Origin of the sequence: Streptomyces sp. NPDC006430 (genome assembly GCF_040612395.1) — a bacterium.
In the GTDB taxonomy this organism is placed as follows: Bacteria; Actinomycetota; Actinomycetes; order Streptomycetales; family Streptomycetaceae; genus Streptomyces.
This window is the reverse complement of sequence record NZ_JBEXQA010000044.1, coordinates 14,250-40,679: the sequence shown is the minus strand read 5'-3', so window position 1 is coordinate 40,679 and position 26,430 is coordinate 14,250. Positions and strand designations below refer to the sequence as shown.

At 71.8% G+C, this 26,430-nt stretch carries 27 protein-coding genes; 10 read left to right on the top strand and 17 right to left on the bottom strand.

Features of this window, described 5'->3' with window-relative positions; all coding sequences use genetic code 11:
- Window positions 1-87 precede the first annotated feature (87 nt).
- The 3 genes from ABZZ20_RS33865 to ABZZ20_RS33855 all read left to right on the top strand — a co-directional run bounded on the left by ABZZ20_RS33865 (window position 88) and on the right by ABZZ20_RS33855 (window position 2,843).
- Entirely contained in the window at window positions 88-768 is a 681-nt protein-coding gene (locus ABZZ20_RS33865; RefSeq protein WP_356876344.1) for a response regulator transcription factor, read from the top strand.
- Window positions 769-855: 87 nt separating this feature from the next.
- Window positions 856-2,187: a histidine kinase gene (locus ABZZ20_RS33860; RefSeq protein ID WP_356876342.1), complete on the top strand. Its 1,332-nt coding sequence runs from the start codon at window positions 856-858 to the stop codon at window positions 2,185-2,187.
- Window positions 2,184-2,843: a response regulator transcription factor gene (locus ABZZ20_RS33855; RefSeq protein ID WP_356876340.1), complete on the top strand. Its 660-nt coding sequence runs from the start codon at window positions 2,184-2,186 to the stop codon at window positions 2,841-2,843. The genes ABZZ20_RS33860 and ABZZ20_RS33855 overlap by 4 nt, the downstream gene beginning before the upstream one ends.
- On the opposite strand, the gene ABZZ20_RS33850 is transcribed toward ABZZ20_RS33855, so the two are convergent.
- Window positions 2,830-3,006, bottom strand: a complete 177-nt coding sequence (locus ABZZ20_RS33850; RefSeq protein ID WP_356876338.1) for a hypothetical protein — start codon at window positions 3,004-3,006, stop codon at window positions 2,830-2,832. The genes ABZZ20_RS33855 and ABZZ20_RS33850 overlap by 14 nt on opposite strands.
- 19 nt (window positions 3,007-3,025) lie before the next feature.
- A complete protein-coding gene (locus tag ABZZ20_RS33845; protein ID WP_356876336.1) occupies window positions 3,026-3,181 on the bottom strand; it encodes a hypothetical protein in 156 nt (51 codons plus the stop codon).
- Between the two features lie 53 nt (window positions 3,182-3,234).
- Between ABZZ20_RS33845 and ABZZ20_RS33840 the strand changes: the two genes are divergently transcribed.
- Both ABZZ20_RS33840 and ABZZ20_RS33835 read left to right on the top strand, forming a co-directional pair.
- Entirely contained in the window at window positions 3,235-3,357 is a 123-nt protein-coding gene (locus ABZZ20_RS33840) for a hypothetical protein (RefSeq protein ID WP_356876334.1), read from the top strand.
- A gap of 41 nt (window positions 3,358-3,398) precedes the next feature.
- Window positions 3,399-4,595, top strand: coding sequence for a cytochrome P450 (locus tag ABZZ20_RS33835; protein ID WP_356876332.1), 1,197 nt, complete (start codon window positions 3,399-3,401; stop codon window positions 4,593-4,595).
- A gap of 92 nt (window positions 4,596-4,687) precedes the next feature.
- On the opposite strand, the gene ABZZ20_RS33830 is transcribed toward ABZZ20_RS33835, so the two are convergent.
- Both ABZZ20_RS33830 and ABZZ20_RS33825 read right to left on the bottom strand, forming a co-directional pair.
- Window positions 4,688-6,265 (bottom strand): ABC transporter permease, encoded by a 1,578-nt coding sequence (locus tag ABZZ20_RS33830; protein ID WP_356876330.1) that lies wholly within the window; start codon window positions 6,263-6,265, stop codon window positions 4,688-4,690.
- Complete coding sequence (locus ABZZ20_RS33825; RefSeq protein WP_356876328.1) at window positions 6,262-7,179, bottom strand: ABC transporter ATP-binding protein; 918 nt, start codon at window positions 7,177-7,179, stop codon at window positions 6,262-6,264. Before ABZZ20_RS33825 ends, ABZZ20_RS33830 begins: the two co-directional genes overlap by 4 nt.
- Window positions 7,180-7,266: 87 nt before the next feature.
- Between ABZZ20_RS33825 and ABZZ20_RS33820 the strand changes: the two genes are divergently transcribed.
- The gene (locus ABZZ20_RS33820) at window positions 7,267-7,758 is read left to right on the top strand and encodes a MarR family transcriptional regulator (RefSeq protein ID WP_356876350.1); all 492 of its coding nucleotides are present in this window, start codon (window positions 7,267-7,269) and stop codon (window positions 7,756-7,758) included.
- Window positions 7,759-8,005: 247 nt separating this feature from the next.
- Here ABZZ20_RS33820 and ABZZ20_RS33815 read toward each other — a convergent pair whose 3' ends face one another.
- Entirely contained in the window at window positions 8,006-8,839 is an 834-nt protein-coding gene (locus tag ABZZ20_RS33815; protein ID WP_356876326.1) for a diacylglycerol kinase, read from the bottom strand.
- A 163-nt stretch (window positions 8,840-9,002) separates the two neighbouring features.
- On the opposite strand from ABZZ20_RS33815, the gene ABZZ20_RS33810 reads away from it, so the two are divergent.
- Together ABZZ20_RS33810 and ABZZ20_RS33805 are read left to right on the top strand one after the other, a co-directional pair.
- Entirely contained in the window at window positions 9,003-10,286 is a 1,284-nt protein-coding gene (locus tag ABZZ20_RS33810) for an adenylosuccinate synthase (RefSeq protein ID WP_356876324.1), read from the top strand.
- A gap of 268 nt (window positions 10,287-10,554) precedes the next feature.
- Window positions 10,555-11,052 (top strand): DUF4232 domain-containing protein, encoded by a 498-nt coding sequence (locus tag ABZZ20_RS33805; RefSeq protein ID WP_356876322.1) that lies wholly within the window; start codon window positions 10,555-10,557, stop codon window positions 11,050-11,052.
- 72 nt (window positions 11,053-11,124) lie between these two features.
- Here the strand turns inward: ABZZ20_RS33805 and ABZZ20_RS33800 are convergent, their stop codons facing one another.
- The 4 genes from ABZZ20_RS33800 to ABZZ20_RS33785 form a co-directional block, all read right to left on the bottom strand.
- A complete protein-coding gene (locus tag ABZZ20_RS33800; RefSeq protein ID WP_356876320.1) occupies window positions 11,125-12,816 on the bottom strand; it encodes a PKD domain-containing protein in 1,692 nt (563 codons plus the stop codon).
- Window positions 12,817-12,894: 78 nt separating this feature from the next.
- Window positions 12,895-13,350, bottom strand: a complete 456-nt coding sequence (locus ABZZ20_RS33795; protein WP_356876318.1) for a hypothetical protein — start codon at window positions 13,348-13,350, stop codon at window positions 12,895-12,897.
- 112 nt (window positions 13,351-13,462) lie between these two features.
- Window positions 13,463-14,632 carry a LuxR C-terminal-related transcriptional regulator gene (locus tag ABZZ20_RS33790; RefSeq protein WP_356876348.1) on the bottom strand — a complete coding sequence of 390 codons (1,170 nt, stop codon included), beginning with the start codon at window positions 14,630-14,632 and terminating at the stop codon, window positions 13,463-13,465.
- 37 nt (window positions 14,633-14,669) lie between these two features.
- Complete coding sequence (locus tag ABZZ20_RS33785; protein WP_356876316.1) at window positions 14,670-16,244, bottom strand: AAA family ATPase; 1,575 nt, start codon at window positions 16,242-16,244, stop codon at window positions 14,670-14,672.
- 109 nt (window positions 16,245-16,353) lie between these two features.
- Here ABZZ20_RS33785 and ABZZ20_RS33780 point away from each other — a divergent pair, with 109 nt between their 5' ends.
- Window positions 16,354-16,851 carry a hypothetical protein gene (locus ABZZ20_RS33780; RefSeq protein WP_356876314.1) on the top strand — a complete coding sequence of 166 codons (498 nt, stop codon included), beginning with the start codon at window positions 16,354-16,356 and terminating at the stop codon, window positions 16,849-16,851.
- Window positions 16,852-17,465: 614 nt separating this feature from the next.
- On the opposite strand, the gene ABZZ20_RS33775 is transcribed toward ABZZ20_RS33780, so the two are convergent.
- The 4 genes from ABZZ20_RS33775 to ABZZ20_RS33760 form a co-directional block, all read right to left on the bottom strand.
- Complete coding sequence (locus ABZZ20_RS33775) at window positions 17,466-18,350, bottom strand: alpha/beta hydrolase (protein ID WP_356876312.1); 885 nt, start codon at window positions 18,348-18,350, stop codon at window positions 17,466-17,468.
- 177 nt (window positions 18,351-18,527) lie between these two features.
- Window positions 18,528-19,715, bottom strand: a complete 1,188-nt coding sequence (gene kynU, locus ABZZ20_RS33770) for a kynureninase (protein ID WP_356876346.1) — start codon at window positions 19,713-19,715, stop codon at window positions 18,528-18,530.
- A gap of 40 nt (window positions 19,716-19,755) precedes the next feature.
- The gene (locus ABZZ20_RS33765; RefSeq protein WP_356876310.1) at window positions 19,756-20,601 is read right to left on the bottom strand and encodes a tryptophan 2,3-dioxygenase; all 846 of its coding nucleotides are present in this window, start codon (window positions 20,599-20,601) and stop codon (window positions 19,756-19,758) included.
- Between the two features lie 207 nt (window positions 20,602-20,808).
- Complete coding sequence (locus ABZZ20_RS33760; RefSeq protein WP_356876308.1) at window positions 20,809-21,222, bottom strand: DUF3151 domain-containing protein; 414 nt, start codon at window positions 21,220-21,222, stop codon at window positions 20,809-20,811.
- A gap of 199 nt (window positions 21,223-21,421) precedes the next feature.
- On the opposite strand from ABZZ20_RS33760, the gene ABZZ20_RS33755 reads away from it, so the two are divergent.
- A complete protein-coding gene (locus ABZZ20_RS33755) occupies window positions 21,422-22,657 on the top strand; it encodes a transposase (protein WP_356876306.1) in 1,236 nt (411 codons plus the stop codon).
- Between the two features lie 129 nt (window positions 22,658-22,786).
- On the opposite strand, the gene fbaA is transcribed toward ABZZ20_RS33755, so the two are convergent.
- The 4 genes from fbaA to ABZZ20_RS33735 form a co-directional block, all read right to left on the bottom strand.
- Window positions 22,787-23,809 carry a class II fructose-bisphosphate aldolase gene (fbaA, locus tag ABZZ20_RS33750; protein ID WP_356876304.1) on the bottom strand — a complete coding sequence of 341 codons (1,023 nt, stop codon included), beginning with the start codon at window positions 23,807-23,809 and terminating at the stop codon, window positions 22,787-22,789.
- A 225-nt stretch (window positions 23,810-24,034) separates the two neighbouring features.
- The gene (gene pyrE, locus ABZZ20_RS33745; protein WP_356876302.1) at window positions 24,035-24,598 is read right to left on the bottom strand and encodes an orotate phosphoribosyltransferase; all 564 of its coding nucleotides are present in this window, start codon (window positions 24,596-24,598) and stop codon (window positions 24,035-24,037) included.
- A 21-nt stretch (window positions 24,599-24,619) separates the two neighbouring features.
- Window positions 24,620-25,408: an aldose 1-epimerase gene (locus ABZZ20_RS33740; protein ID WP_356876300.1), complete on the bottom strand. Its 789-nt coding sequence runs from the start codon at window positions 25,406-25,408 to the stop codon at window positions 24,620-24,622.
- Between the two features lie 21 nt (window positions 25,409-25,429).
- Complete coding sequence (locus tag ABZZ20_RS33735; RefSeq protein ID WP_356876298.1) at window positions 25,430-26,419, bottom strand: SRPBCC domain-containing protein; 990 nt, start codon at window positions 26,417-26,419, stop codon at window positions 25,430-25,432.
- Window positions 26,420-26,430: the final 11 nt, after the last annotated feature.

Sequence of the window (26,430 nt, the reverse complement as noted above, 5' to 3'; positions counted from 1 at the left end):
GAACGGCTCGCACACATGGCCGTGCACCCACCAGGACCGAGAGGTCACAACCCTACCCGTGAGGGCTGCAGAAGGGATGGTCCTCTAATGAGCACTCCGGCCGACCCGATCAAGGTGGTGATCGCCGACGACCAGATGATGGTCCGGCAGGGCTTCACCGTCCTCCTCAACGCCCAGCCCGACATCGAGGTCGTCGGCCAGGCCGTGAACGGCGCCGACGCGGTGGCGAAGGTCGCCGAACTCGACCCGGACGTGGTCCTGATGGACATCCGTATGCCGGGCATGGGCGGCATCGAGGCCACGTCCGTCATCACCGCGGCCCCGGACGCCGATGTCAAGGTGCTGGTGTTGACCACCTTCGACCTCGACGAGTACGTGTACGAGGCGCTGCGGGCCGGGGCCTCCGGGTTCCTGCTCAAGGACGCCTCGGCCGACCAGCTCGCCGAGGCGGTCCGGGTGGTGGCGGCCGGCGAGGCACTGCTCTCGCCCAACATCACCAAGCGGCTGATCACGGAGTTCTCCCGGATGGGTGCGCCGCGGGCGCCCTCGAAGGCGCGGATCGACGAACTGACCGAGCGGGAGACCGAAGTGCTGTCGCTGATCGCGCAAGGCCTGTCCAATGCGGAGATCGCCGGGCACCTGATCGTGGCCGAGCAGACCGTGAAGACCCATGTGGGTCGGATCCTGGTGAAGCTGGGACTGCGGGACCGTACCCAGGCGGCGGTGTTCGCGTACGAGACGGGTCTGGTCCGTCCGGCGGGCTACTGAGGCCCCCGGGTAGTACCTGAGGGGGATGCGGAGATATCCCCTTCAGCGGCGACGCGGAGCAGGGGGCGGCCGACCTACGGTGTGGGTATGACCGAGACGACCCCCGGGGCGACCCCCCGGACCCCCGAGATCCGGCTGGCCTCCGGCCTGTTCGAGAGCTTGCGCCAGGATCTGATCACGGATGCCTTCGCGTACCGGCCGCTGCCGTTGATGCGGACGGACGGGCGGCTGACGCGGAGACTTCCGCAGCGCGTTCAGCGGCGGGCCGCATATCTGCCGCACGCGACCGTCGGGTTCGTGGCGTTCATCGTGGTCATGGTCGCGTGGACCTCCGCCGACTACCTTCCGCCGTCCAGTTCTCTGGTGATCGGGCTGATAGCGGCCGTACCGGTGCTCATGACCTTGGTACGTCCCGTGGGCGCCTTCTGGTCGACCGTCGTGGCCACCGGCCTGCTCGCGGTGGTCACCTCGCGGGACCTGACGTGGCCTTGGTCGCCGGGTGCCTTCGTGTCGTACCTGGCGGTGGTGACCATCGTGGCGATGCGGACCCGGCCCCGGGCGGCAGCCTGGATGTGGCTGATCACGCTGATGCTCGGGGCCGGGATACCCACCGTGGTCGGCCAGCGCGGATCGGTCAACGTCGGGCCGATGGCCTTCGTCCTGGCGGTGGCCCTGCTGGTGGTCACGGTCCGCAACATCCGTAAGGAAGCGGAGCAGGTGGTGAGCGCGCAGCAAGAGGTCACGGCCGTCGAGCGGGACCGGCGGACGCTGCTGGAGGAGCGGACGACGATCGCACGGGAGTTGCACGACGTGGTGGCGCACCACATGTCGGTGGTGGCGATCCAGGCGGAGGCCGCGCCCTACCGGGTGAAGAACCCTCCTCCGGAGCTGGAGGCTGCGTTCGTCACCATCCGGGAGAACGCGGTGGCGGCGCTGACGGAGCTGCGCCGGGTACTGGGTGTGGTGCGTTCCGCGGACTACGAGGCTCCGGACGCCCCGCAGCCGACGCTTGCATCGCTGGACGGGCTGCTGGCCAATGTCCGCGAGGCCGGGCTGAGAGTGGAGAAGACGGTCACGGGTGCGGTGCGGGAGCTGCCGCAGGGCGTGGAGCTGTCGGCGTACCGGATCATCCAGGAGGCGCTGAGCAATACGCTGCGCCATGCGCCTGGAGCGGCGGCCGGGGTCGAGATCTCCTATGTGCTGGGGGGATTGGGCATCAGGATCGTCAATGAGGCGGGGACCGGGGACGTGCGGCCCTCGCCGGGCGCCGGGCACGGGATCACCGGGATGCGGGAGCGGGTGGCCATGCTGGAGGGGGAGATGACGGCCGGGGAGACGGCGACGGGTGGGTACGAGGTGGCGGTGTTCATACCGGTGGCCAACCGGAAGGACGCAGCTGCGGCGCAGGGGCCGTCATGACGATCAAGGTTCTGATCGTCGACGATCAGATGATGGTGCGGGAGGGGTTCTCGGTACTGCTGAACGCGATGGACGGCATCGAAGTGGTCGGGGAGGCGGTGGATGGCCGCGAGGCCATCGCCCAGGTCGCGGCGCTGCGGCCGGACGTGGTGCTGATGGACATCCGGATGCCGGTGATGAACGGGCTGGAGGCCACGCGGGAGATCGTGGCGGCGGACACGGACGCGAAGGTGCTGGTCCTGACGACCTTCGACCTCGACGAGTACGTGTACCAGGCCCTGCGGGCCGGGGCGTCGGGGTTCCTGCTCAAGGATGCCTCGGCCCGACAACTGGCCGATGGCGTAAGGGTGGTGGCCTCCGGCGAAGCCCTGCTGGCACCGACGGTCACCAAGCGGCTGATCCTGGAGTTCTCCAAGCTCTCGGCCCCGCCGAAGCTCGCGGATCCGGTGGGGGTCGGAGAGCTGACCGAGCGGGAGACAGAGGTGCTGGTGCTGATCGCGCAGGGGTTGTCGAACGCGGAGATAGCGGACCGGCTCATCGTCGCAGAGTCAACGATCAAGACGCACGTGAGCCGCATTCTGGTGAAGCTCGGCCTGCGCGACCGTACCCAGGCGGCGGTATTCGCCTACGAGACCCGGCTGGTCACGCCGGCCTAGCCCGCCGCCCTGGCAGGTCGAGCAGTTGGCGGACGGCCTCCGCCAGGGCGGGGTCGACCGGCTGGGCGCCGTTGGGCTGCGCATCGTGGTTGACCATGCCGATATTGCGCTGACCACCGTGCATGTTGACGGTCTTGCCGAAGTAGTAACTGTCTCCGCTCATGCTCCTGCCATCCCCACGTTCAGGTGCTCACGCTGCTGTCGGACTCCCGGGCGAGGACGGTCGCCATGCCTCCGAACAGAGTGAAGGCCATCGCGGTGAGGATCGTGACCGCCGTCCGCTTGACGAAGGTCAGCACCGCTTCCTTGCGACGGGGTTGAAGGATGAACGTGTACACGCGAGCGACGGTCTGGAGCGGATATGCCGCGCCGTCCACCCACAACAGTCGGCGTGGACGGTGAGGTAGAGGGCCGTCGGCAGCTCGGCCCCGGTGACCGGAACCGAGCCCGGGGGCCGCTGCGGAACCGGCGGCTGCTGCGCCGACGGCGGCGGCTGGTGCTGCTGCTGCGGTAAGGGCTCGGTGCGGCATCGGCAGGAGGTCCTAGAGTGCGGGTATGGGCTTTGATCCGTGGGATGCCGCGTTCGTCGCCGATCCGTACCCCGCCTACCGGGAGCTGCGTGAGCAGGGCCGGGCCTTGTGGTCGGAGGCCACTGGGCAATGGCTGGTGCCGCACTACGCCGATGTGAGCGCGTTGCTGCGCGACCGCCGGTTGGGTCGGACCTATCTACACCGCTTCTCGCACGAGGAGTTCGGGCGCGAGGCCCCGCCTCCGGAGCACGAGCCCTTCCACGTCCTCAACGGCAACGGCCTGCTGGACCTTGAGGATCCCGCCCATGCGCGGGTGCGGAGGCTGGTGTCGAAGGCGTTCACCCCGCGGACCGTGGAGCGGCTCGCGCCCGCCGTGGAGCGGCTCGCCCGGGAGCTGGTCGGGCAACTCCTCGCCGCGGGGGGTGGGGACCTGCTCACCGTCGTCGCCGAGCCCCTGCCGGTCGCGGTGATCGCGGAACTGCTCGGGGTGCCCGCGGCGGACCGGGGGCTGCTGCGGCCCTGGTCGTCGGACATCTGCGGGATGTTCGAGCTCCGACCGGACGAGGAGCGCACACGGCGGGCGGTACGGGCGAGCGTGGAGTTCAGCGCGTACCTGCGCGAGCTGATCGCCGAACGGCGAAAGCACCCCGGTGAGGATTTGATCTCCGGTCTGATCGCTGCCCACGACGAGGAGGGCCGGCTCAGCGAGCAGGAGATGATCTCCACCTGCGTGCTCCTGCTGAACGCCGGCCACGAGGCCACCGTGAACGCCACCGTCAACGGTTGGTGGACCCTCTTCCGTCATCCCGAGCAGCTCGCTTCGCTCGATTCCCAAAAGTTGTCCACAGCTGTGGATGAACTCTTGCGCTTCGACACTCCACTACAAATGTTCGAACGCTGGGTGCTCGATGACATCCGGATCGGAGACACGGTCATCCCGCGCGGCGCCGAGGTCGCGCTGCTCTTCGGGTCCGCGAACCGTGACCCCGCCCGCTTCGAGGACCCCGACGCACTGGACCTCGTACGGGCCGACAATCCGCATCTGAGCTTCGGGGCCGGGATCCACTACTGCCTGGGGGCGCCGCTCGCACGGCGCGAGCTGACCGCCTCGTTCGGGGCCCTGCTGGCGGACGGCGTCCCGCCGCTACGGCTCGTGCGCGAGCCCCGGTGGCGGGACGGGTACGTCATCCGCGGCCTGGACGAGCTCCTCGTGGAGTTCTAACCGCCTCGAAGGACTAGACGCCGCTCAGTGCTGAGACCGGAAGGGTGGGTTCACCTGGCGGAGGCGTCCGGCAAACCTTCCCGATCACAGCACTAGACGACCAGGTCGCGGCGGCGCAGGGCGGTCAGGCCGGCTGCCAGGAGTGCCGCCGCCAAGGCCGTCAGCACCAGCAGCGGAGTCCAGGACACGGCCTGCGCACCCGGCAGCTTCGGCAGGTGGGCGAAGGGCGAGACGTTCAGGACGGCCTGCGGGAGGTTCAGCGCCGGGCCGATCCAGCCCAGCGCGAGCGCGGTTCCGGCCACCGCCCAGGCGGCGACCGCGTAGCGGGGCGCCGCACCGTGCAAGAGGGCCGCCAGGGCGCCGATCACCCAGACCGCCGGGAGCTGCGCCAGGCAGGCCCCGACTGCCGCCCCCACGTCCTGACCGCCGTGCCCGATGCCCAGCCCGAGACCCGCCAGCAGCAGGATCAGCGCCGAGCCGCCGAAGGCCACGGCGAGGTGGCCGCCGGCCCACCGCAGCCGACCGACCGCGTTCGCGAGCAGCGGTTCGGCCCGCTGCCCCGACTCCTCGCCGCCCAACCGCAGTACCGCCGAGACGATGTACAGGGCGGCGACCATGCCGAGCATCCCGGCCATCGTCGCGAGGAAGGCGTCGGTGAGCCCGCTCCGTCCGCCCATCCGCTCGATGATCTCGCGGGTCCGTTCGTTGTCGCCGACCAGTTCGGTGGCCCCGTCCGCCATCCCGCCGAAGACCGCGCCGGCCGCCAGGAATCCGAGGCTCCAGCCGATCAGGCTGCCCCGTTGGAGCCGCCGGGCCAGCGCCCCGGCGCTGCCGAGCCGGCCTTCCGCCGGGCCCGGCCGGGCCGGCAGGAGGCTCATGCCGAGGTCACGGCGGCCGGCCAGCCCGTACGCCGCCGCCACCTGGACGATCACCGCCGTCGCGAACAGGGCCAGCACCCACCACCGTTCGCCCGCGAAGGCCCGTACGTGCTCCAGCCAGCCCAGCGGCGACACCCAGGTCAGTCTGCTCGAACCCCCGGCGCTCCCCGCGTCGCCGGCGGCGCGCAACACGAACGCCGCACCGATCGCAGCACCCGTGAGCCCCTTCGCGAGCCGCGCGCTCTCGGTGACCTGCGCCGCGATGGCCGCGAGCCCCGCGAACAGCATCCCGGTGGCCCCGATGCCCGACCCGAGGGCCAACGCACCGCCCGCGCCGCGCCCGGCGAGACCGGCCGCCACCAGCAGCGCGGCCAGCCCGTTGGCCACCAGGGCCGCCAGCAGCGCAGCCGTCAGCGGTGCCCGGCGGCCCACCATCGCCGCGCTGAGCAGCTCCTGACGGCCCGTCTCCTCCTCCTCGCGGGTGTGCCGGACCACGATGACCAGGCTCATGATCGCGGCGAGCACCCCGGCGAAGATCCCGCCCCGCCATGCGGTCAGGGCTCCGATCGAGTCACCGAAGACGGGCCCGTACATGGCGCGCAGCGAGCCGTTGGTGTTCATCGTGGCGAGCAGGCGGGCCCGTTCGGCAGCCGTCCCGTACGCCGATGCGAGCGAGGCCGGCAGGCTGAGCACCATCAGCGCCACGACCGCGATCCAGACCGGCATCATTACCCGGTCGCGCCGCAGGGCGAGCCGGACCAGGGCGCCGGTGCCGGCGTACTGACTGTTCATCGCGAGCCACCCGTCGGTACGTCCGCCCCGGTTTCGTCGACGTAGTGCCGCAGGAAGAGCTCCTCCAGCGTGGGCGGGGTCGAGGTCAGCGACCGGACCCCGGCCTCGGTGAGGGAGCGCAGTACGGCGTTCAGCTTGTCCGTGTCGGCCTGGAGGCGGATCTTCAACCCCTGCACCTCCACGTCGTGCACACCCGGTAGGTGTGCGAGGCCGTTCGGCGGGCCGACGAGCTCGGCGCTGATCGACGTACGCGTCAGGTGCCGCAGGTCGGCCAGCGTCCCGGTCTCGACCGTGCGGCCCTTGCGGATGATGCTGACGCGGTCGCAGAGGGCCTCGACCTCGCTGAGGATGTGCGAGCTGAGCAGGATGGTCCGGCCGGCGTTGCGGGCCTCGGCGACACAGCCCTGGAAGACCTCTTCCATCAGCGGGTCGAGGCCGGAGGTGGGCTCGTCGAGGATGAGCAGTTCGACCTCGGAGGCGAAGGCGGCGACGAGGGCGACCTTCTGGCGGTTGCCCTTGGAGTACGTGCGCCCCTTCTTGGTCGGGTCCAGCTCGAACCGCTCGATCAGCTCGGCGCGCCGGGTCCGGTCCAGCCCTCCGCGGAGCCGTCCGTAGAGGTCGATGACCTCGCCGCCGGAGAGGTTGCGCCACAGCGTCACGTCGCCGGGGACGTAGGCGATGCGGCGGTGCAGTGTCACGGCGTCGACCCAGGGGTCGCCGCCGAGGAGTTCGGCGGTTCCGGAGTCGGGGCGCAGCAGGCCCAGCAGGACGCGGATGGTGGTGGACTTGCCGGAGCCGTTGGGGCCGAGGAAGCCGTGCACCTCGCCGGTGGCGACCGAGAGGTCGAGTCCGTCCAGTGCGTGGGTGCGGCCGAACGCCTTGTGGAGTCCGGCGACGCTGATTGCCTTCGTCATACTTCTGAACGTACGCTACTTTCACAAGATTGTGAAGATAAGAAATCGCGTAAAGTTGGAGGGGTGGCGGAGGGCTTGAACATGGACATGGACGTGGGCATGGACGTACGGAACGAAGAGGCGGTCTCCCGCTTCGTGGAGCGGTTCGCCGCGCAGCTGACCGACGCGGGGATGCAGAGGATGGCCGCGCGGGTCTTCGCGCAGCTGCTCGCGAGCGACAGCGGCGCGATGACGTCGGCGGAGCTGAGCGAAGCCCTACAGATCAGTCCGGCGGCGGTGTCGGGGGCGGTGTCGTACCTGACCCAGGTCAACATGGTCAGCCGCGAGCGGGAGCCCGGGTCGCGGCGGGACCGGTACGTGCTGCACAACGAGCTCTGGTACGAGACGTTCACCCGGCGGGACCAGGTGCTGACCCTCTTCGAGAAGACCCTCCGCGACGGCGCGGCCGGGCTCGGCACCGACACCCCGGCGGGGGCGCGGGTCGCGGAGACGGCGGCGTTCTTCGAGTTCTTGCAGGGGGAGATGCTGGGGATGATGGACCGCTGGCGCGCGCACCGGGCGAAGCTGGACCTGCCGTAGCCGGCGGCGCGGTACGGGCCCGACGGCCCCGCACCGCGGTCCGGGGGCGGCCGGTCCGATCACGACGCCGCCCCGGCCGGCGGGCTGGAGGACACGCCCCCTTCCCACCCCCGCCCGAACGGAACACACCGCCACCGAGCGCCGGCCACGGCGGCGCCAGGCCCGGCCCGCGCCGAGTGCGGCCGGGCGGCCCAGCACGGGCGGCCCAGCACGGGCGGATCAGGGCGGGGCGGCCCGCACGGGCGGGTCAGTGCGGGAGCGTGAGGGTCCAGGCCGCCGGTCTGAGCGTCCACGTACGGCGCCGGACCGGCCCCGCCACCACCGCATCCGCGCGGTAGCGGAAGTCCGACCCCGACACGGTCACCGACCGCGCCCGCGCACTGACCACCGTGGAGCCGGCCACCCGTACCGTCACCTCCGCAAGGCCGTCCCCGCCCGACAGCGTTGTCACCGAGACGTCCTCCACCGGCCGGTCCACGTCCGCGAGCACCTCCCCGTCCGCCTCCACCCGCACCCGGTGCCCGACCACGGCCGGACCGCCGGAGGGGACCAGCGTGCGGACCAGCGAGCGGTACGCGCTCCACACCGACGGCCCCGCCGGCCTCGGCACCGCCCGGACGGGTGGAATCCGTAGATCCCCCAGCACCACCCCGTCGCTGTCGTCGACCAGCAGGTCGCGCGTGCGGGTACGGCCGTCCAAGACCGCCCGGGCCGCCGCCACCGCGGACAGGGGAACGCCCAGCGAGCGCGCCAGCCCCAGTGAACCCCCCTGCCCCACCGGAATCAGCGAAACGGCCCCGTCCCCCAGCCCCCGCTCCCGGTGCAGCAGCCCCACGGCTCGCACCAGAGCCCGGTCGTCGCCCACGATCACCGGCTGCCGATGGCCCCGGCGGGCAAGAGCCCGCGCAAACTCCTCCAGCGAATCCGGCAGGCAGATCTTCGCCGCCGCTCCCGCTGACAGAACATCCTTCGCGATCCGCACGGACTCGCCGTCAAGACGGCGGGCGACCGGGTCGACGAGCACGAGCAGGCCGCCTACCGGCGCGCCCGCATGGCTCATGGTGGGCTCTGGAGCCGACACCTCGGTCCTTCCTCGGGTAGCATCTTTGTGCAAGAGGCCCTTGCGCTATTGCGCCAGGGCCTTCGTCTATTCCGGGGTACCGGTCCGACGGCTCAGCCTGCGGTGTACATCGTCGTACGCCCCCTGACCTTGGACATGCCCCATCCGGAAGAGGTGTACGCCTGTGCCCGCTCTTGTGCTGCTCGGAGCTCAGTGGGGTGACGAGGGCAAGGGAAAGGCCACCGACCTGCTCGGTGGATCCGTTGATTATGTGGTGCGCTACCAGGGCGGCAACAACGCCGGCCACACGGTCGTCGTAGGCGACCAGAAGTACGCGCTGCACCTTCTCCCTTCCGGCATCCTCTCCCCCGGATGCACCCCGGTCATCGGCAACGGCGTTGTCGTCGACCCGGCCGTCCTGCTCTCCGAGCTGCGCGGCCTGAACGAGCGCGGCATCGACACCTCCAAGCTGCTCATCAGCGGCAACGCGCACCTGATCACGCCGTACAACGTCACCCTCGACAAGGTCGGCGAGCGCTTCCTCGGCAAGCGCAAGATCGGTACGACCGGCCGCGGCATCGGCCCGACGTACGCGGACAAGATCAACCGCATCGGCATCCGCGTCCAGGACCTCTACGACGAGTCGATCCTCGCCCAGAAGGTCGAAGCGGCCCTCGAAGGCAAGAACCAGCTCCTCGCGAAGCTCTACAACCGCCGGGCCATCGAGGCCTCCGCGATCGTGGAAGAGATGCTCCAGTACGCAGAGCAGATCAAGCCGTACGTCGCCGACACCACCCTGATCCTCAACAACGCGCTCGACGAGGACAAGGTCGTGCTCTTCGAGGGCGGCCAGGGCACGCTGCTCGACGTCGACCACGGCACGTACCCCTTCGTCACCTCCTCGAACCCGACCGCGGGTGGCGCCTGCACCGGTACGGGTGTCGGCCCGACGAAGATCAGCCGCGTCATCGGCATCCTGAAGGCCTACACGACCCGCGTCGGCGCCGGCCCGTTCCCGACCGAGCTCTTCGACCAGGACGGCGAGGACCTGCGTCGGATCGGCGGCGAGCGCGGCGTGACCACCGGCCGTGACCGCCGCTGCGGTTGGTTCGACGCGCCGATCGCCCGCTACGCCACCCGCGTCAACGGGCTGACGGACTTCTTCCTCACCAAGCTGGACGTGCTGACCGGCTGGGAGCAGATCCCGGTCTGCGTGGCGTACGAGATCGACGGCAAGCGCGTCGAGGAGCTCCCGTACTCGCAGACGGACTTCCACCACGCGAAGCCGATCTACGAAAACCTCCCCGGCTGGTCCGAGGACATCACGAAGGCCAAGACGTTCTCGGACCTCCCGAAGAACGCCCAGGCGTACGTGAAGGCCCTGGAGGAGATGTCGGGCGCCCCGATCTCCGCGATCGGCGTCGGCCCCGGCCGCACCGAGACGATCGAGATCAACTCGTTCCTGTAGCGGCACCGCGAGGGGGCGGTGCGCCGTGCGGCGCACCGCCCCCTCGGCGTGTCCGCTGCCGAAAGGTCGCGCGGACCCCCGGCCGGTAGAATGGTGCCATCAGGCCCGCGCTGTTCAGCCGCGGGAGCGCACCGCTCGATCGGGGCCTCCGCGAAGGGGCGAGCACCCCTCCCTCAGGTGCCACGCGCACCCGCAAACGTCGAGCCACTCGGGTGGACGTCGTTGCACCGGTAGCGGGCAATTCCCTTAGCTGGCACAGGAGTTTGCCATGAGCAATGTCCTGACCCGGGCGGCGGTCATCGCTTCCGCAGCCCTCCTCGCAACCACCGGCGCATCGATCGGCGCCGCCCAGGCATCGGCCCTGCCGATGGCCCCGACCTGCCGTGTGGCCGACCTGGATGTGGCCGTCGGCGGGCCGGAACGCTCCGGGGGGTCGATCGACTACCCGATCCTGTTCACCAACACCACTGGCCACACCTGCGCGTTGCGCGGGTACCCGGGCGTCAGCGTCACCGATGCCCGGCACCGCCAGATCGGCACCTCCGCGATCCGCACCGGCGAGGCGATCAGCACCGTGTCCGTCTTCCCCGACGACACCGTGACCGCCGTCATGCGCACCAACAGCCGTTCCGTGGCGCCGAACTGCCGGGCGCCGTCCACCTACGTCAAGGTCTACCCGCCGAACAGCACTGTGGCCGTGGAGATCCCCTACCACCTGCGGGTGTGCGGAATGTTCGAGATAAGCCCGGTGGAAGGTATGGACTGAGCGCCGACCGTACGGCTGTGCCGAAGGGGTGGTGCGCCGTACGGCACACCACCCCTTGTGCGTACCGGCGGGTCAGACCGTCTGGTACCAGCCGAGCAGGTCGAAGACCAGGTCGATGTCCTGCCAGCCCTGGTTCCAGAAGTCGACCATGCCCCCCTTGCCCCCCGACGTCTGCACCAGGTTCGAGACCGTCGCGCCCGCCGTCCAGTTCAGGGACGAGGAGACGGGCCGCTGCGGCGTGACCGCGGTGCCCTTCAGGTAGTCGGGCCACGTGTTCGGGTCGGCGGCGACCGACAGGAAGCCCTCCCCGGTGGTGTTGGTGACCGTGGTGTTCAGCACCCAGGCGTTGATCTTGGAGTCCGTCGTGTCGGCGTCGAGCCGCACGGGGAGGTGCGTACGGGCTGGAATCGGGCCCGCCTTGCGGCCCCAGCTGTCCTTGCGGGTGTCCATGATCCGGTACGGCCCGCCGATGGACACGAGGGCGGACCTGCTGTCGGTGCTGTAGTAGCCGACGACGTCGGCCACCACGTCGGCCCGGTCCCAGCTGCCGTTGCGGATGGTGATCTTCCCGTCCGGGCCGATCGGCACGATCACCGAGTTGGCGACCGTCTGCCCGGCGGTGAAGTTCACGCTCGACGTGGTCGGAGCCGCCTGCCCGCCCGGGTAGGCGGTCAGGTGCCCGGCCGCCCGCGGGTTGGTGACCGTCAGGTTGAGCGCCACGGCCGTGGCGCCCTTGGGGACGCCCCCGCGCCCGGCGATGTCGACCCCGAAGGTGCCGTAGCCGGGGACCTGGCCCTTCGCCGTCCCGGTGCCCTCGCGGGTGTCGACGGCGCGGAACGGGTCCAGCGTGGTGTAGCCGCCGGCGGTCGACGCCGTGAAGTAGCCGGTGACGTCCGCGATGAGGTCGACCGAGCCCCAGCCGCCGTTGATCAGGTACACGGAGCCGTCCGCGCCGACCGGCACGATGACCTGGTTCGAAACGGTCTGCCCCGCGGCGTAGTTCAGGTTCGACCCCTCCTCGAAGCCGTCCTTGCGGGGCTGGGCCACGATGTGGCCCGCTCCCGTGGCGTTGGTGGCGGTGACATTGAGGACCACTGCACGGACCCCCGCCGGGACCTGGGCGGCGCCTGCGACCTTCAGGGCCACCGAGCCCCGCCCCGCGACCTTGGCCTGCGCGGCGCCGAGGCCCGCGCGGGTGTCGAGCAGGCGGGTGGGCGCGTGCGGGGTGAACTCGCTGCCCGAGGTGACGAATTCGAGGTGGTTCACGGCCTGGACGCCGTGCGCGGCGTCCTTCACCGTGACCGTGACGTCGTACGTGCCGACCTTGGCGTACTTGTGCTCGGTGTAGCGGACGTCCGAGCCGGAGCCGGAGCCGGTGACGGCGACCTGGTCCGTGGTCCCGTCGCCCCAGGCGATGGTCATGTCGAGCGCGGCGGGCTCGCCCATGACGTGGGTCCGCAGTTTGATCGAGTGTGCGGTGGGCGCCTCGGCGTCCATGACGATCGCGAGATCGGCATCGGCCGCGCTCTGAGCCCGCGCGGCCGCCCCCTTGCCGGCTCCCGGCAGCGGTGTGCGGACCGTACGGTCGGCAGGGCTGGTGAAGGTCTGTACGCGGGACGCCGTGGCCTTGGCCGGGCCCGGCTGCGGAGCGGCCACCGCAGGGGCGGCGGGCGCTGCCGGGCCCGCCGCGTGGGCCAGGCCCGGAACGAGGCCTACGCCCGCGGCGACGACGGCGGCGGAAAGCATGAGACGGCGACGGAGCACCGTTCCCCCCTTGGTTTGGTGTGAACCTTGAACAGGTTCGAAATCCAGCTCAGGGTAGAACATCCAGCACGGAATGGATCATTCCGGACTTTCCCGGTCGAGCCACGCCGGAGAGGCCGGCACGTCCGCGTCCCACGCCTTCGGCGGCTCGGCGGGCAGCGCCGGGGGCTTCGGGTTCGCCCGCGCCGTCCAGGGGGCGGGCGGGACCCACACCTCGGACCCGGGATGGTGCTCCCGGTCCGGCTCCGGGGGCGGCGCGCTGTCGTAGACCTGCTCGGCCACCGAGAACCGGTAGTGGAACACCTGCCAGGCCCCGTCCAGGACCACCAGGAAGCCGTCCCCGGTCTGGTACACCACCCGGCGGCGCACCGTACGAGGACGCATCGGCTCGAACGTCTCGGCCCGGCGGCGGAGTTCCGCCATGGCTTCCTCGCGCGTGCCCTCGACATGGCCCACCACACCCACCGACCACATCCGGTGGTGCGTGCCGCCCGCCCCGAGATTCTGCTCGACGAGCAGCCCCCACCTGGTCATCCGCCCCCCCTCGACCGTTTCACACCAGTATCGGCGAGGCTCTGCAGGATTCAGGGCATGAGCAGCGCATCGATGCCGGGCGGGACCGGCACCGGCCGGTCCCGTACTTCGGTCAGCGGCCGGCCCAGCGAGCCGCCAGTTCCGTCCGGTTGGCACAGCCGAGCTTGGCCAGGATGCTGCGGACGTGGCTTTCCACCGTGCGTTCGGAGATGACCAGGTCTTCGGCGATCTGACGGTTCGTACGGGCAGTCAGGGCCACGAGCTCGGCGACCTGGAGCTGGCGCGGGGTGAGCCGGCCGGTGCCGGCTCGCAGGGCGGCGATGTCGCCGATGAGCCGCACCGCAGCGGCGGAGGGGCCCGGCAGGTCGAGTTGGCCGGCGATCGCCAGGGCCTCCCCGGCGAGGGCCGCCGCTTCCGCGAGGGCCCCCGCGCCGGACCGGAGTGCGGCGAGGTCCAGGCACGTCAGCGCCACGAACGGCCGTGCACCGAGGACCCGGTTGCGGGCCAGCGCCTCGCGCAGCAGCTCCTCGCCCTGCGCCGGACGGCCTGCGGTCAGCGCGAGAACGCCGAGTTCGCGGCTGACCGAGCCCGAGAAGTAGGCCGTGGGTGTGCCGAGCGCTCCCGGATACGGCCGGAACAGCACGAGCTGGTCGTACACGAGCCGCGCGGACTCCGCATCACCGGCCAGCCGGATCAGGTCGACCAGGTTCAGCAGCACCGCAGGCCATGGCGGGTTCGTCATCGGGATCGGAAGCAGCGGGCGCAGCTGGTCATAGGCCTCCCGCGCCTCGTCCAGCCGCCCGGCGAGGAACAGCCCCCGTGCCCGCGCGGACAGCAGCAGCGGGTGTCGCGGCGCCCGGTCGAGGTCGCTCCACATCTCCTCGGGCAGTTCCGCGGCGTCGCCGCGCACCCAGGCCAGCTGCTGGTGCAGCACGTAGCTCATGACGATCGCGGACTGGTCCCCGCTGGCCCGGGCGAGCCCGGTCGCCTCCGCGTTGCAGCTGCGGGCCTCGGCGAACCGTCCTTGCTGCACGGCGCGGGCCGCACTCACCCGCAGCAGGTGCCAGCGGGCCAGCGGCAGCGCGGAACGGGCCACCACCGCCTCGATGCCGCGGATCGCGTCGTCCACCAGTTCCGGCCGGCCCAGCAGGTATCCCGCCTGCACGCGCCACTGGTGGCCCAGGACGACGGCGAGCAGATCCCCCAGCTGCTCGGCGCGCGACACGGCCAGCTCGCCCAGACGCAGGCGTTCGGCGGTGTCGTCGGGATGGGCCAGGGTCATCTGCACCGCTCGGACGGCGTCGAGTTCGGCCCGGAGCTCACCGGTGGCCCCGGCCAGTTCGAGGGCGGCGCGGGCGTACCCGGCCGCACTCCTCGGGCGCGTCGAGTTCGGCCGAGGCGGTGGCGAGCTGGGCGAGCAGCCGGGCACGCATCGCGTCCGGCAGGTCCGGGGCGGCCAGCGCCGCCCCGCACAGCCGGGTGAGGGCCTGCGCGGCCCGGGGGAACGTGACGCCCTGCAGGACCAGGGCGACCTCGGCGAGCAGGGCCGGCCGGCCGCTCGCCTCCGCCGCGCCGGACGCTTCGTCGCAATGGCGAAGGCAGACGTCGTAGTGCCCGGCGAGGTACTCGGCGCGAGCCAGTTCGATGAGCGCCGGAGCCCGCTGCGGGTCCGCCGCATCGAGTACGGCGGCGGCGTCCGCCAGGTGCCGGGCGGCATCCGCGTAGGCGTGCCGTTCGCGCGCCAGGTCTGCGGCGATCCGGGACCAGTGCGCCGCGGCGGCGCGGTGACCGGGCTCCGTGCCCGCCTGTCGCCAGTGCGCCGCGATACGGGCCGCCTCGGCAGGGTTTCCGGCCTGCTCCAGTGCCCGCGCGGCGGCCCCGTGCAGCGCACGGGCGGTCGCAGGCGCGGTCCGGCCGAGCACCTCGTCGCGCACCAGGTCATGGGTGAAGCGGTAGGTGCGTCCGGCACCGGGGGGCGATGCCGCGGTGAGGACCCCCGCGTGCCAGGCCGCTTCCAGCGCCTGCGCGACGGCGGTCTCACCCGGTTCCGGCAGGACCGCGGCGAGCTGAGTGGTGTCCAGCCGCTCGCCGAGCACGGCCGCGGCCCGTACGACGTCGCGCTGCTCGTCGGTGAGCCCTGCCAGCAGGCCGCTGACGACGCTGGCGAGACTGCTCGCATGCGTGCGCAGCGCAGCGACGAGCAGGGGCACCCCGCCCGTCTGCCGGTACGACTCCGCCGCCTCCGCCTCGCCGACGCACCGCGCGACCTCCTCCCGGTTGAAGGGCGCCAGACGCAGGGTGTCGGCCCCGTACCGGCCCAGGTCCGCGAGGGCTCCGGCGGCTTCCTCGGGCACCGGTTCCCGGATGGTGCCGAGTACGAACAGCCCGGACTCGGCGACCTCGCCGGTGAGCTGCCACAGCAGGTCGAGGCTCGCGGCGTCGGCCCAGTGCAGATCTTCCAGCAGGACGACTAGGGGGCGTTCGGCGGCCGTCGCGGCCAGCGCCTCGCACATCCGGGCCAGCTCCAGGAACTGCGCCGCCGCCGCGTCGGCCGGCGCCATCGCACTCCACGGCTGCTGCCCCGCTGCGGCGCCCGTCTGCGGCGGCTCGGCGGTCCGCGGTCCGGGGATCCCGGTGGTGGCTCCGGCAAGGCGTAACGCGCGCTGCCAGGGCCACAAGGGCGGTGCCACCGCACCCCTGGGGCAATGGCCCCGCGCGACGGTGAACCGCGCGGGAGCGGCATGGCGGCGCAGCGCCTCGGCCGCGAGGGTGCTCTTGCCGATGCCTGCCGGCCCTGCGAGCAGTACCACGGATCCAGAGCCCCGCCCCGCGGCTTCGATCCGCTGGGCAAGGATCGCCAACTCCGCTGCCCTGCCTACGAATTCGATTCCCACGCCGGCAGTATCCCGCAGCACGCACGACGGCGGCCGCCCTCGATTGCGTACCGCGTTTCAGTGGTAGTACGGACGACCCGGACCGTCTGCGGGGGCGACCGTGGCCCACATGAAACGAGCACTCCTCGCCGCCATCGTCGCGGCCGCAGTCCTGGCCGTGGCCGGCTGCGACAACCCGTTCGAGGACGACCCGGCTCCGCGCACACCCGACCCGGCGACGTCCGCCCCGAAGACGCCCGAACCCAAGAATCCGGGTACCAAGAGCCCTGGTCGCAAGGTTCCCGTCCCCGACCCGAAGCCCGAGTCGCCGAAGCCCGTGTCGCCGAAGCCGTGGGTCCCGAAGGGGCCGGCCACGCTCACCGGCTGCGGAACCTTCGCCCAGTACTCCGATTGCACCTTCCAGGGCAGCAACTTCAAACCGGGAGAGAAGATCTACTTTCTCCGCGACGGATCCCCCCTCCCCGACCTCACGGCCGACAAGGAAGGCCGCTTCACCCACGTCACCGCCGGCAACCTGCGCATCGGCGCCCACACCTACACGGCCCGCGGCGCGCAGTCCGGGGTGATGGCTCGCACCACGGTCCGGGTGACCCCGGTGTACTTCTGACGGGCGGCGGGCGGCGGAGCTTCACGCCCCCGCGGCCCAGCCGGCGAAATCGGCCCAGGCCGTGGGGGCCACGGCCTGGGTCGGGCCGGTGAGGTTCTCGTATACCGCTGAGCAACTCAAACGGTCTCCAGCGCATGGCGCGCCTTCCCGTACTTCTCACCTATCAACTCCGATACGTGGAAAACGGTGGACCTGAGCCATCACCCTTGGGCCATGAACACGGAACGTAACGCGCCCAACTCCCCTGCGCCCAGCTGGATTCCGGAGACCGGAATCGGAATCCGCCAGGCCGGCGTGCTATTTGACGCGGTACGTGTGGACGGTGACACAGGACGCAACCTGGCCGATCTCCTCGCCACGCTCACTGGCGGTGACCCCGGGCCGATCGTCGTCCAGGCCAACGGGTGGCAGCCCGTGTACTTCCTGATCCCGGTCGGGAGCGCCGCCCACCGGGTCTGGCCGGCGGGCTTCACACGACTGACGTCAGGGCCGCGCCGGACCACGTACATCCCCGTCCCCGCCCTCGACGGCGCCTGGCCGCTGGCCTGGCTGTGTCCGCCGACGCGGGAGGACCGGTTCGTGCACGCCCCGCTGCTGTACCACGCCGCAGGCCGCTACCAGGCCAGCTGCGAGATCTCCTCGGCCACCACCGCGCAGGCGTCCGCGGCCGGGTCGATCAGCGGGAAGTGGCCGACTCCGTCCAGCAGCGTCAGGCCGACCGTCTCCCCGGCCTTGGCCGCCGCGGCCACGTACGACTCGGCCACCGCGGGCGGGACCACGATGTCCTCCCGGCCGTGGACGATCGTCGTCGCGATGCCCGTCGGCAGCAGGGCTGCCGGGTCCGCGAACGGCAGCCGGCGCGACCAGTGTTCGGAGCCGCCCAGCAGTTGCGCGGACGCGCCCCCGCACACGCCCAACTCCTCCGCGACCTCGAAGTCCGCGATGGGGGCCAACGCCACCACACCGCGCAGCTGGGGCGGGGTGGGCAGCCGCCAGGCGGCCGGGGACCCGGGCGACAGGACGTGACGCGCAGCCACCCACAGCGCGAGGTGGCCGCCCGCCGAGTGGCCGGTGACGACCGTACGGCGCAGGTCGGCCTGCGGCAGTGCGGCCGGGGCCAGGTTCGGCAGGGCGTCCATGGCCGCCGCGACGTCGTCGAAGGTCTCCGGCCAGCGGCCGGCCACCGAGCCCTGCGCGTGCTGGTGCGGAAGGGAACTCCCGCGGCGGTACTCGACGTTGGCGACGGCGAAGCCGCAGCGGGCGAGGAAGTCCACGAGGGGCGTGATGTGCTGCCGGTCGTACGGCGCCCGCCACGCACCGCCGTGCAGCACCACCACCAGCGGGGCCGGTCCGGCCGCCGTGTCCCCGCGCGGAGCGTAGAAGTCGACCACCTGGTCGGGGTGGTCCCCGTACGCCGCGGTTGCGTCCGGGGCGACCGGCGGGTGGGCGAAGGCCGAGGCGGCCTCGGCGGCGTCCCGTTCGACTGCGGGGTCCGTCATCGGCTCAACCTCTCGGTAACGCGTGGGACTGGTGTTCCGGCAGAGCGGGACCGTATCAGGCCGGAACACGGCCTTCCGCGGCAGGAGTCGGCCGTGGCCGAAATGTGTGGGGGCGGGCGGAGCCAGAGCCCCGTCCGCCCCCGTGAGGTGACGTTTCGTCCCTCCACGACCCGAACGTCACCCGAAAATGCGACCCAGCGTCCGGGCCGCACGCTCCGCGTCGGCAAAACCGACGTAGAGCGGGGTGAAGCCGAAGCGGAGCACGTCGGGAGCGCGGAAGTCCCCGATCACACCGCGGGCGATCAGCTCGTCCATGACCGCGCGGGCGTTCTCGGTGCGCAACGAGACCTGGCTGCCCCGGCGGTCGTGCTCGGCCGGGGTGACCGACTCGACCTTGCCGGCCGGGACGTACGCCGCCACACAGGCGAGGAAGAAGTCCGTCAGGGCAAGGGACTTGGCGCGCACGGCTTCCACCGCGACCCCGTCCCAGGCGTCGAGCGCCGCTTCCAGGGCCAGCATGGACAGGATGTCCGGGGTGCCGACCCGGCCGCGGATCGCGCCGGCCGCCGGGGCGTAGTCGGGGGTCATCGCGAAGGGATCCGCGTGGCCGTTCCAGCCGGGGAGGGGGGAGTCGAAGGCGGCTTGGTGGCGTGCGGCGATGTAGAGGTACGCCGGTGAACCGGGGCCGCCGTTCAGGTACTTGTACGTGCAGCCGACCGCGAGGTCGACGGAGTGCTCGTCGAGGTCGACGGGGAGGGCGCCGGCCGAATGGCAGAGGTCCCAGACGGTGACGGCCCCGGCGGCGCGCGCCGCCGCGGTGAGGGCCGGGAGGTCGTGGAGGCGGCCGGTGCGGTAGTCGACGTGGTTGAGGAGGACGACGGCGGTGTCCTCCCCCATCGCCCCGGCGGCCTCCGCCGGGTCGACCGGGGTGACGGTCAGGCCGGTCATCCGGGCCGCCGACTCCGCGATGTAGCCGTCGGTGGGGAAGGTGGCGGCATCGACCAGCAGTTGGGTGCGGCCGGGGCGGGCCAGCCGGGCAGCGCCGACCAGGGCCTTGAACAGGTTGACGCTGGTGGAGTCGCCCACGACCGTCTGGCCGGGGGCCGCACCGATGAGCGGGGAAAGCTTGTCGCCTATCCGCTCGGGGGCGGTCCACCAGGTGCCGCTGCTCCACGACCGGATGAGCTCGGTGCCCCACTCGTGGGTGACGACCTCGGCGATGCGCTGCGCGACCCCGGCCGGGAGGGCGCCGAGGGAGTTGCCGTCCAGGTAGACGACGCCGTCGGGGAGGGTGAAGCGCTCGCGGAGCTTGCCGAGCTCGTCGGCGGCGTCGAGTTCCGCCGCACGCGCGGCCAGATCGGTCACGGGCTGCGCGGGTGCGGGCTGCGCAGGTGCGGACAGCGGTTCAGACATGGCTGCGCGCCGTCCACAGCTCGGGGAACACGTTCTTCGTGGCGCGCTTTTCCAGCCAGGTCACGCCGGCCGAGCCGCCCGTGCCGGTCTTCGCACCCATGGCGCGGCGGGTGGCGACCAGGTGGTCGTTGCGCCAGCGCCAGACGAGCTCGGCGACGTCCGTGAGGACCTCGCCGAGGCGGTGGAGGTCGAGTTGGGCGTCGGGGTCCGCGTACAGGGAGGTCCAGACGGCCTCCACCTCGGGCGAGGGCTCGTAGCGCTGGGAGAGGTCGCGCTCCAGCACCTCCGACGGGATCGGCAGGCCGCGGCGGGCCAGCAGGCGCAGCACCTCGTCGTAGAGGCTGGGCTCGTGCAGGGCCTTCTCCAACTCCGCGTGGACGCGCGGGGCGCCGCGGTGCGGGACGAGCATGGAGGCCGACTTCTCGCCGAGCAGGAACTCCATGCGGCGGTACATCGCCGACTGGAATCCGGAACCCTCACCGAGGGCGGCGCGGTAGGCGTTGAACTGGCTCGGGGTGAGCTGGGCGAGCGGGCGCCAGGAGGCGTTGAGGGCCTCCAGCTCGCGGAGGGACCGTTTCAGCGCATCCATCGCCACGGGGATGCGGTCCTCGCGGAGGGCCTTCGCGGCCGTCTCCCATTCGTGGACGATGACGGTGAACCACAGCTCCATGACCTGGGTCGTCACCAGGAAGACCATCTCGCCCGGGTCGTCCGAGCGGAGGTGCTGGAGGTGGGTGAGGACGTCCGCCTGGACGTAGTCCTCGTACGGGGTCGTGCCGTCGAAGTCGAGGTTCGGGGTGTCCGAACCGGCTCCGGAGGCATCAAGGGTGTTCGACATCGCTGTCTCCTCGACACGTGCTTCCGGGTAGCGGTCCGCCCCTTCCGATGGGTGAGTGGAGCCCCGGTCCCCTGTCCGCATCATAGGACCGATTGCCGGGCCGCCTCCAATGGGATGTGACCGGGGTCACGGTTACTTTTCGGACACCACCACCGATCGGGACCCCGTTTCGGGGCCCCGACCTACGAAGGTGCGGGTCTGGCGGGGTCAGGCGCCCAGGGCGTCCGCCGCCGTCTCCGACGAATCACGCAGGAAGGTCGAGCAGCGCTCGTACTCTTCCTTCTCGCCGATCGCCTCGGCCGCGCGGGACAGCGCGTACAGGGCGCGCAGGAAGCCGCGGTTCGGCTCGTGCTCCCACGGCACCGGGCCGTGGCCCTTCCAGCCCGCGCGGCGCAGGGCGTCGAGGCCGCGGTGGTAGCCCGTACGGGCATAGGCGTACGACTCGACGGTGCGGCCGGCGGCGAACGCCTCGTCGGCGAGGGTCGCCCAGGCGAGGGAAGAGGTCGGGTGCGCGGCGGCCACCTCGACGGCGGGCGTGCCCGCGGCGAGCGCTTCGCGGCCCGGCTCGTCGGGGAGGTGGGTGGGGGCGGGGCCCCCGAGCAGGTTCTGGTGAATGGACATGGACCAAGTCTGGGGTATCGGGCCCCTCCAGCGGTGCGGTGGCACCGGTACGGGCGGTGGCCCGACCACCCTGACGGCTGCCGTTCATGCGCAGTGGTGGGCCCCCCACCACCCGTCGGCCCAGCCGTGTGCCCGGCGCACCTCCCCGGGGGCGGGGCCCGGGGCGGACGGTAGGAGGGCCATCGACGAAGGGGGAGTCGTGAACACCACCACCAGGAGCGGCACGCACCAGGACGTCCGACCCGGCAGGCCGCGGCAGGAACGGATCGACGATGCCGTCGAGGAGCTGTGCGCGGCGGTGTTCACGTCCCTGCGGCGTCGGGACCAGCGGGAGCGCGGGCGCCAGTACGTACGCGGGTTGATCGCGACGCAGGGCCGCAAGTCGATCCGCAACATCGCGCAGCAGATCGGGCCGGGCGGCGCCGCGGCGGAGCAGAGCCTGCACCACTTCATCGCGGCATCGACCTGGGACTGGCAGCCGATCCGTGCGGCGCTGTCGCAGTACCTGGGGCAGTCGGCCCCGCTCAACGCGTGGGTCGCGCAGCCGATGGCGATCCCGAAGGGCGGGGAGCACTCGGTGGGGGCCGGGCACCGGTTCGACCCGCACCAGGGGCAGATGTTCCGCGGGCAGCAGGCGTTCGGCATGTGGTTCACCTCGGCCGGGATGGTCACGCCGGTGGGGTGGCGGCTGTTCCTCGACGAGGCGGCCGAGGACTCGGAGGAGTCGGAGGAGTCGGAGGAGTCGTACGAGGAGTGTGCGGTGACGGGCGTGCTGGACACCGTGCGCGAGTCGTGGCCGGCCGCGCGGCCGGTGGTGCTCGACATCCGCGACATCGCGACGCGGGCCACGTTGAACCGCTTCGCGGAGGCGCGGGTACCGGTCGTGGGTCGCATCAACCCCGAGGCGCGGCTGCTGGTGACGGACCCGCGGCTGCCGGGCTTCGGCGCGGGGACCCTGGCCGCGCGGGACGTCCTCCAGAACGTCAGGGGGCTGCGGATGCCGGTGGAATGGCCCGACCCGGAGGTGCCGGGGGCGCGGCGCACGTCGCTGGTGGCGGCGGTCCGGGTGATGGTGCCGGATCCGGCACCGGGGCGGCGGCGCGAGGTGCTGCTGTTCGGGGAGTGGGAGACGACGCGACGGCTGCCTACGCAGCTGTGGGTGACGGACATGGTGCGGACGGAGCCGGGGACGCTGGTGCGGATGACGAAGACGGCCCACCGGGTGTCGGCGGCAGCGGTGAGCGCGCAGGAGGTCGGCCTGCGGGACTTCTCCGGCCGTTCCCTCCAGGGGTGGCACCGCCACGTCACACTGGCCTCGGTGGCCCATGCGGCCCGCTGCCTGGTGCCGGAGGAACTCCCGGCCCCGGCCGCCGCGCACGGCCTCCCGGTCCGCCGTACCCGTACCCGCTCCCACCAGGCGCTGGCCGCCCGCTGAGTGCGAACGCGAGTCCAAAACCATGTGCGTCTGCGTGTGCGTGTGCGTGTCCCCGTCCGGGGCGCCACACGCCGAAGGGCCCGGCCGTGCCGTCCGGTGACGGTACGACCGGGCCCTTCGGGCGCGGTGTTACTTGAGCTTCGTGCCCGTGGAGCGCAGGTTCGCGCAGGCCTCGGTGACGCGCTGCGCCATGCTCGCCTCGGCGAGCTTGCCCCAGGTGCGCGGGTCGTAGGTGGACTTCTTGCCGACCTCGCCGTCGACCTTCAGGACACCGTCGTAGTTGCGGAACATGTGGTCCGCGATCGGGCGGGTGAAGGCGTACTGGGTGTCGGTGTCGAGGTTCATCTTCACGACGCCGTTCTCCAGCGCGGTGGCGATCTCCTGCTCGGAGGAGCCGGAGCCGCCGTGGAAGACGAAGTCGAACGGGCTGGACTTGCCGTACTTCTCGCCGACGCCCTGCTGGAGGTCCTTCAGCAGCTCGGGGCGCAGGACGACGTTGCCCGGCTTGTAGACGCCGTGCACGTTGCCGAAGGAGGCGGCCAGCAGGTAGCGGCCCTTCTCGCCCAGGCCGAGGGCCTCGGCGGTGCGGATCGCGTCGTCGACGGTCGTGTACAGCTCGTCGTTGATCTCGTGGCTGACGCCGTCCTCCTCGCCACCGGTCGGGGTGATCTCGACCTCAAGGATGATCTTCGCCGCGGCGGCCTTGGCGAGCAGCTCCTGGCCGATGGCCAGGTTGTCGGCCAGGGTCTCGGCGGAGCCGTCCCACATGTGCGACTGGAAGAGGGGGTTCAGGCCGCGGGCCACGCGCTCGGCGGACACGTCGATCAGCGGACGTACGTAGCCGTCCAGCTTGTCCTTGGGGCAGTGGTCGGTGTGCAGCGCGACGGTGACGTCGTACTTCGCCGCCACGATGTGCGCGAACTCGGCCAGGGCGACCGCGCCGGTGACCATGTCCTTGTTGTACTGGCCACCCAGGAACTCCGCACCGCCGGTGGAGATCTGGATGATGCCGTCGCTCTCGGCCTCCGCGAAGCCGCGCAGTGCAGCGTGCAGGGTCTGGGTCGAGGTCACGTTGATCGCCGGGTAGGCAAACTTGCCTGCCTTCGCCCGGTCGAGCATCTCGTTGTAGACCTCGGGGGTTGCGATGGGCATCTGTCCGCTCCTTGGATGTGCGGGGAGTGTGCGATTGCTGGCCCTGACCTGGGGGCGACGTAACCGTCGGGCCCATCTTTCCAGACTCCGCACGACAGTCGACCCGTACCGGGCGGACCGTTTCACGTGAAACACTCCGCCCGGCCGGAAAAGAGCAGGTCAAGACCTGTACCGGCATCCCCCAGGAGCTGAATCACCAGTTCCGCGGGGGGCCAGCATGCGAGATCAGGCCAGGTCGAGGTCTTCCAGCCGGTACCCCGTGAGGTACGGGAGGCCCGCCTCGGCGATGGCGTCCGCGGCCCCGCGGTCCACGATCGTGGCGACCGCGACGACCTCGCCGCCAGCCTCGCGGACGGCCTCGACGGCGGTCAGCGGCGACCCGCCCGTGGTCGAGGTGTCCTCGACCACCAGGCAGCGCTTGCCCTTCACGTCGGTGCCCTCGATGCGGCGCTGCATGCCGTGCGCCTTCTGCGCCTTGCGGACGACGAAGGCGTCGAGGCGCTGACCGCGTGCGGCGGACGCGTGGAGCATCGAGGTCGCGACCGGGTCGGCGCCCAGGGTCAGACCGCCGACACAGTCGAAGTCGAGGTCGGCGGTGAGGTCGAGCATGACCTGGCCGACCATCGGGGCCGCCTCGCCGTCCAGGGTGATCCGGCGGAGGTCGATGTAGTAGTCGGCCTCCTTGCCGGAGGAGAGGGTCACCTTGCCGTGCACGACGGCCTTGTCCTTGATCTGCTGCAGAAGCGCATCGCGTGTGCCTGACGGCGTTACTTCGTTGACGTCACTCATGGCCCTGAGCCTAATGGGGCGCTACGAGAGCCGCCGCCAGGTCCAGGTCGTGGAGATCTCCAGCGGGTCCACGGGGGTGACCAGGCGCGGAAGGGTGTTCAGGCCGTTCGGCGGGCCGGACTGCGGCTCGACGCAGACGGCCTCGGGCTGCTCGTCGTAGACGACCACCCATTCCTCCCGGCTGGTGATCTTCAGTTCGAGCGCACCGGGCCAGGTCAGGGTGACGTCGACGCCGTCCGGCATGCCGAAGCAGTCGTCCCACGGGCCGGGCAGGGGGTCGATGCGCTTGCCGGTGGGCAGGTGGTCGGCGTCGCGCTCCTCCTGCCAGGCGGGGGCGAAGTCGAGGCGTACGTCCTCTCCGCCGGTGCCGAGGTTGCGGTGGAACCAGGGGTGCCAGCCCGCCTGGGCCGGAAAGGAGTCGCCGTACGTCTCCACGCCCATGGTGAGGGTCAGCGCGTCCGCGCCGAGCTCGACGATCTGGGTGACCCTGCCAGGATGCGGCCACGGCTCGGTGAGGTCGTACGTGAACGCCGCCTCGGTGTCGGTGATGCGGGCGGGGCGCCAAGGCGCGTCGCGGCCGAAGCCGTGGATGGCGTGCGGCGGCTGGTTGACCGGCAGCTGGTGGACGACGGGCCCGTCCCGGAACTGCCCGTGCGCGGTGCGCCCGCACCACGGCACCATCGGGAAACACCCGTACGTCGGGCCCTGGCGCAGCAGCTCCGTCCCGTCGATGCGCAGGCTGCTGATCCGGCAGCCGTTCTCCTGGTCGACGGTCACCTCGGCGCCACCTGCGCTCAGTTGCGTACTCATGCCGCTGAGACTAACGAGGAGTCAGTGGCGGCGGCGCAGGGCCCGGCCCACCACGACCGCCGAGGCCAGGGCCAGGGCGGCGGCCGGGGCGAGCCAGCGCAGGTTGGCTCCGGCGGTGGAGGTGGCGGCGGCCGGGACCGGGGCGTAGCGGCCACGCGGGGGCGCGTGGTCCACCTCCTCGGCGCTGCGGCCGATCATGGTGCGGCGGGCGTGGGCGGCCTCGGCCGGAGGCTGGGCGGCGCCGAACTCGTCGAGCCCCCCGATCTCCCCGGCCTCGCTGGCCCCGCCGGTCTCGCCGGTCTCCCGGGCCTCCCCGGCCTCGCTGGTCTCCCCAGCCGCACCGGTCTCGCTGGTCTCCCCAGCCGCACCGGTCTCGCCAGCATCGCCGGCCCCGCCCGTCTCGCCGAAGGGAAGGTCCCCGAAATCGCCGTTCAGGAAGGGGTCCAGGGTCGGGGGCGGCACTTCGGTGTCGAAGACGGACGCGGTGACCTCGGTGACGCCATCGTCCTCCGCGTCGTCGCCCGGCTGCTGCGCCTGCGCCTCCTCCGCTTCGGCGATGACGTCGGTCACCGGCTCCCCCGCTACGGCCAGGGCCGCAAGCTGTTCGGCAGCACGGCCCAGCAGTCGCCGGACGGCGGTCGCGGTGGCCTCCGGCGCGAACGCGGCGGCCCGCCCCTCGACGGCGGCGTCGGCGGTGAACTCCAGCCGGGTCCCGCCGCCCACCGCGGTCAGCAGCAGGCCGAGCGACAGTTTGACGGTCCCGCTGCCGCGGATCTCCGCGCCCTCGCCGGCCACGATGAAGTGGTCCGGATCCCTTTCGGTGACGGACAGGGCCCCGCGATAGGTGACGGTGTTCCCGTCGACGCGCAGTTTGAGGCGGCCCGCCAGGGGGCCGGACGCGGCGTCGGCGTCCTGCTGGAGCCCGGGGACACAGCGGGCTACCCGGGCGGGGTCGCGCAGCACGGCGCGGAGGTCGTCTGCCGGTACCGGGACCAACACCTGATGCTCCATGTGGTCGAGCC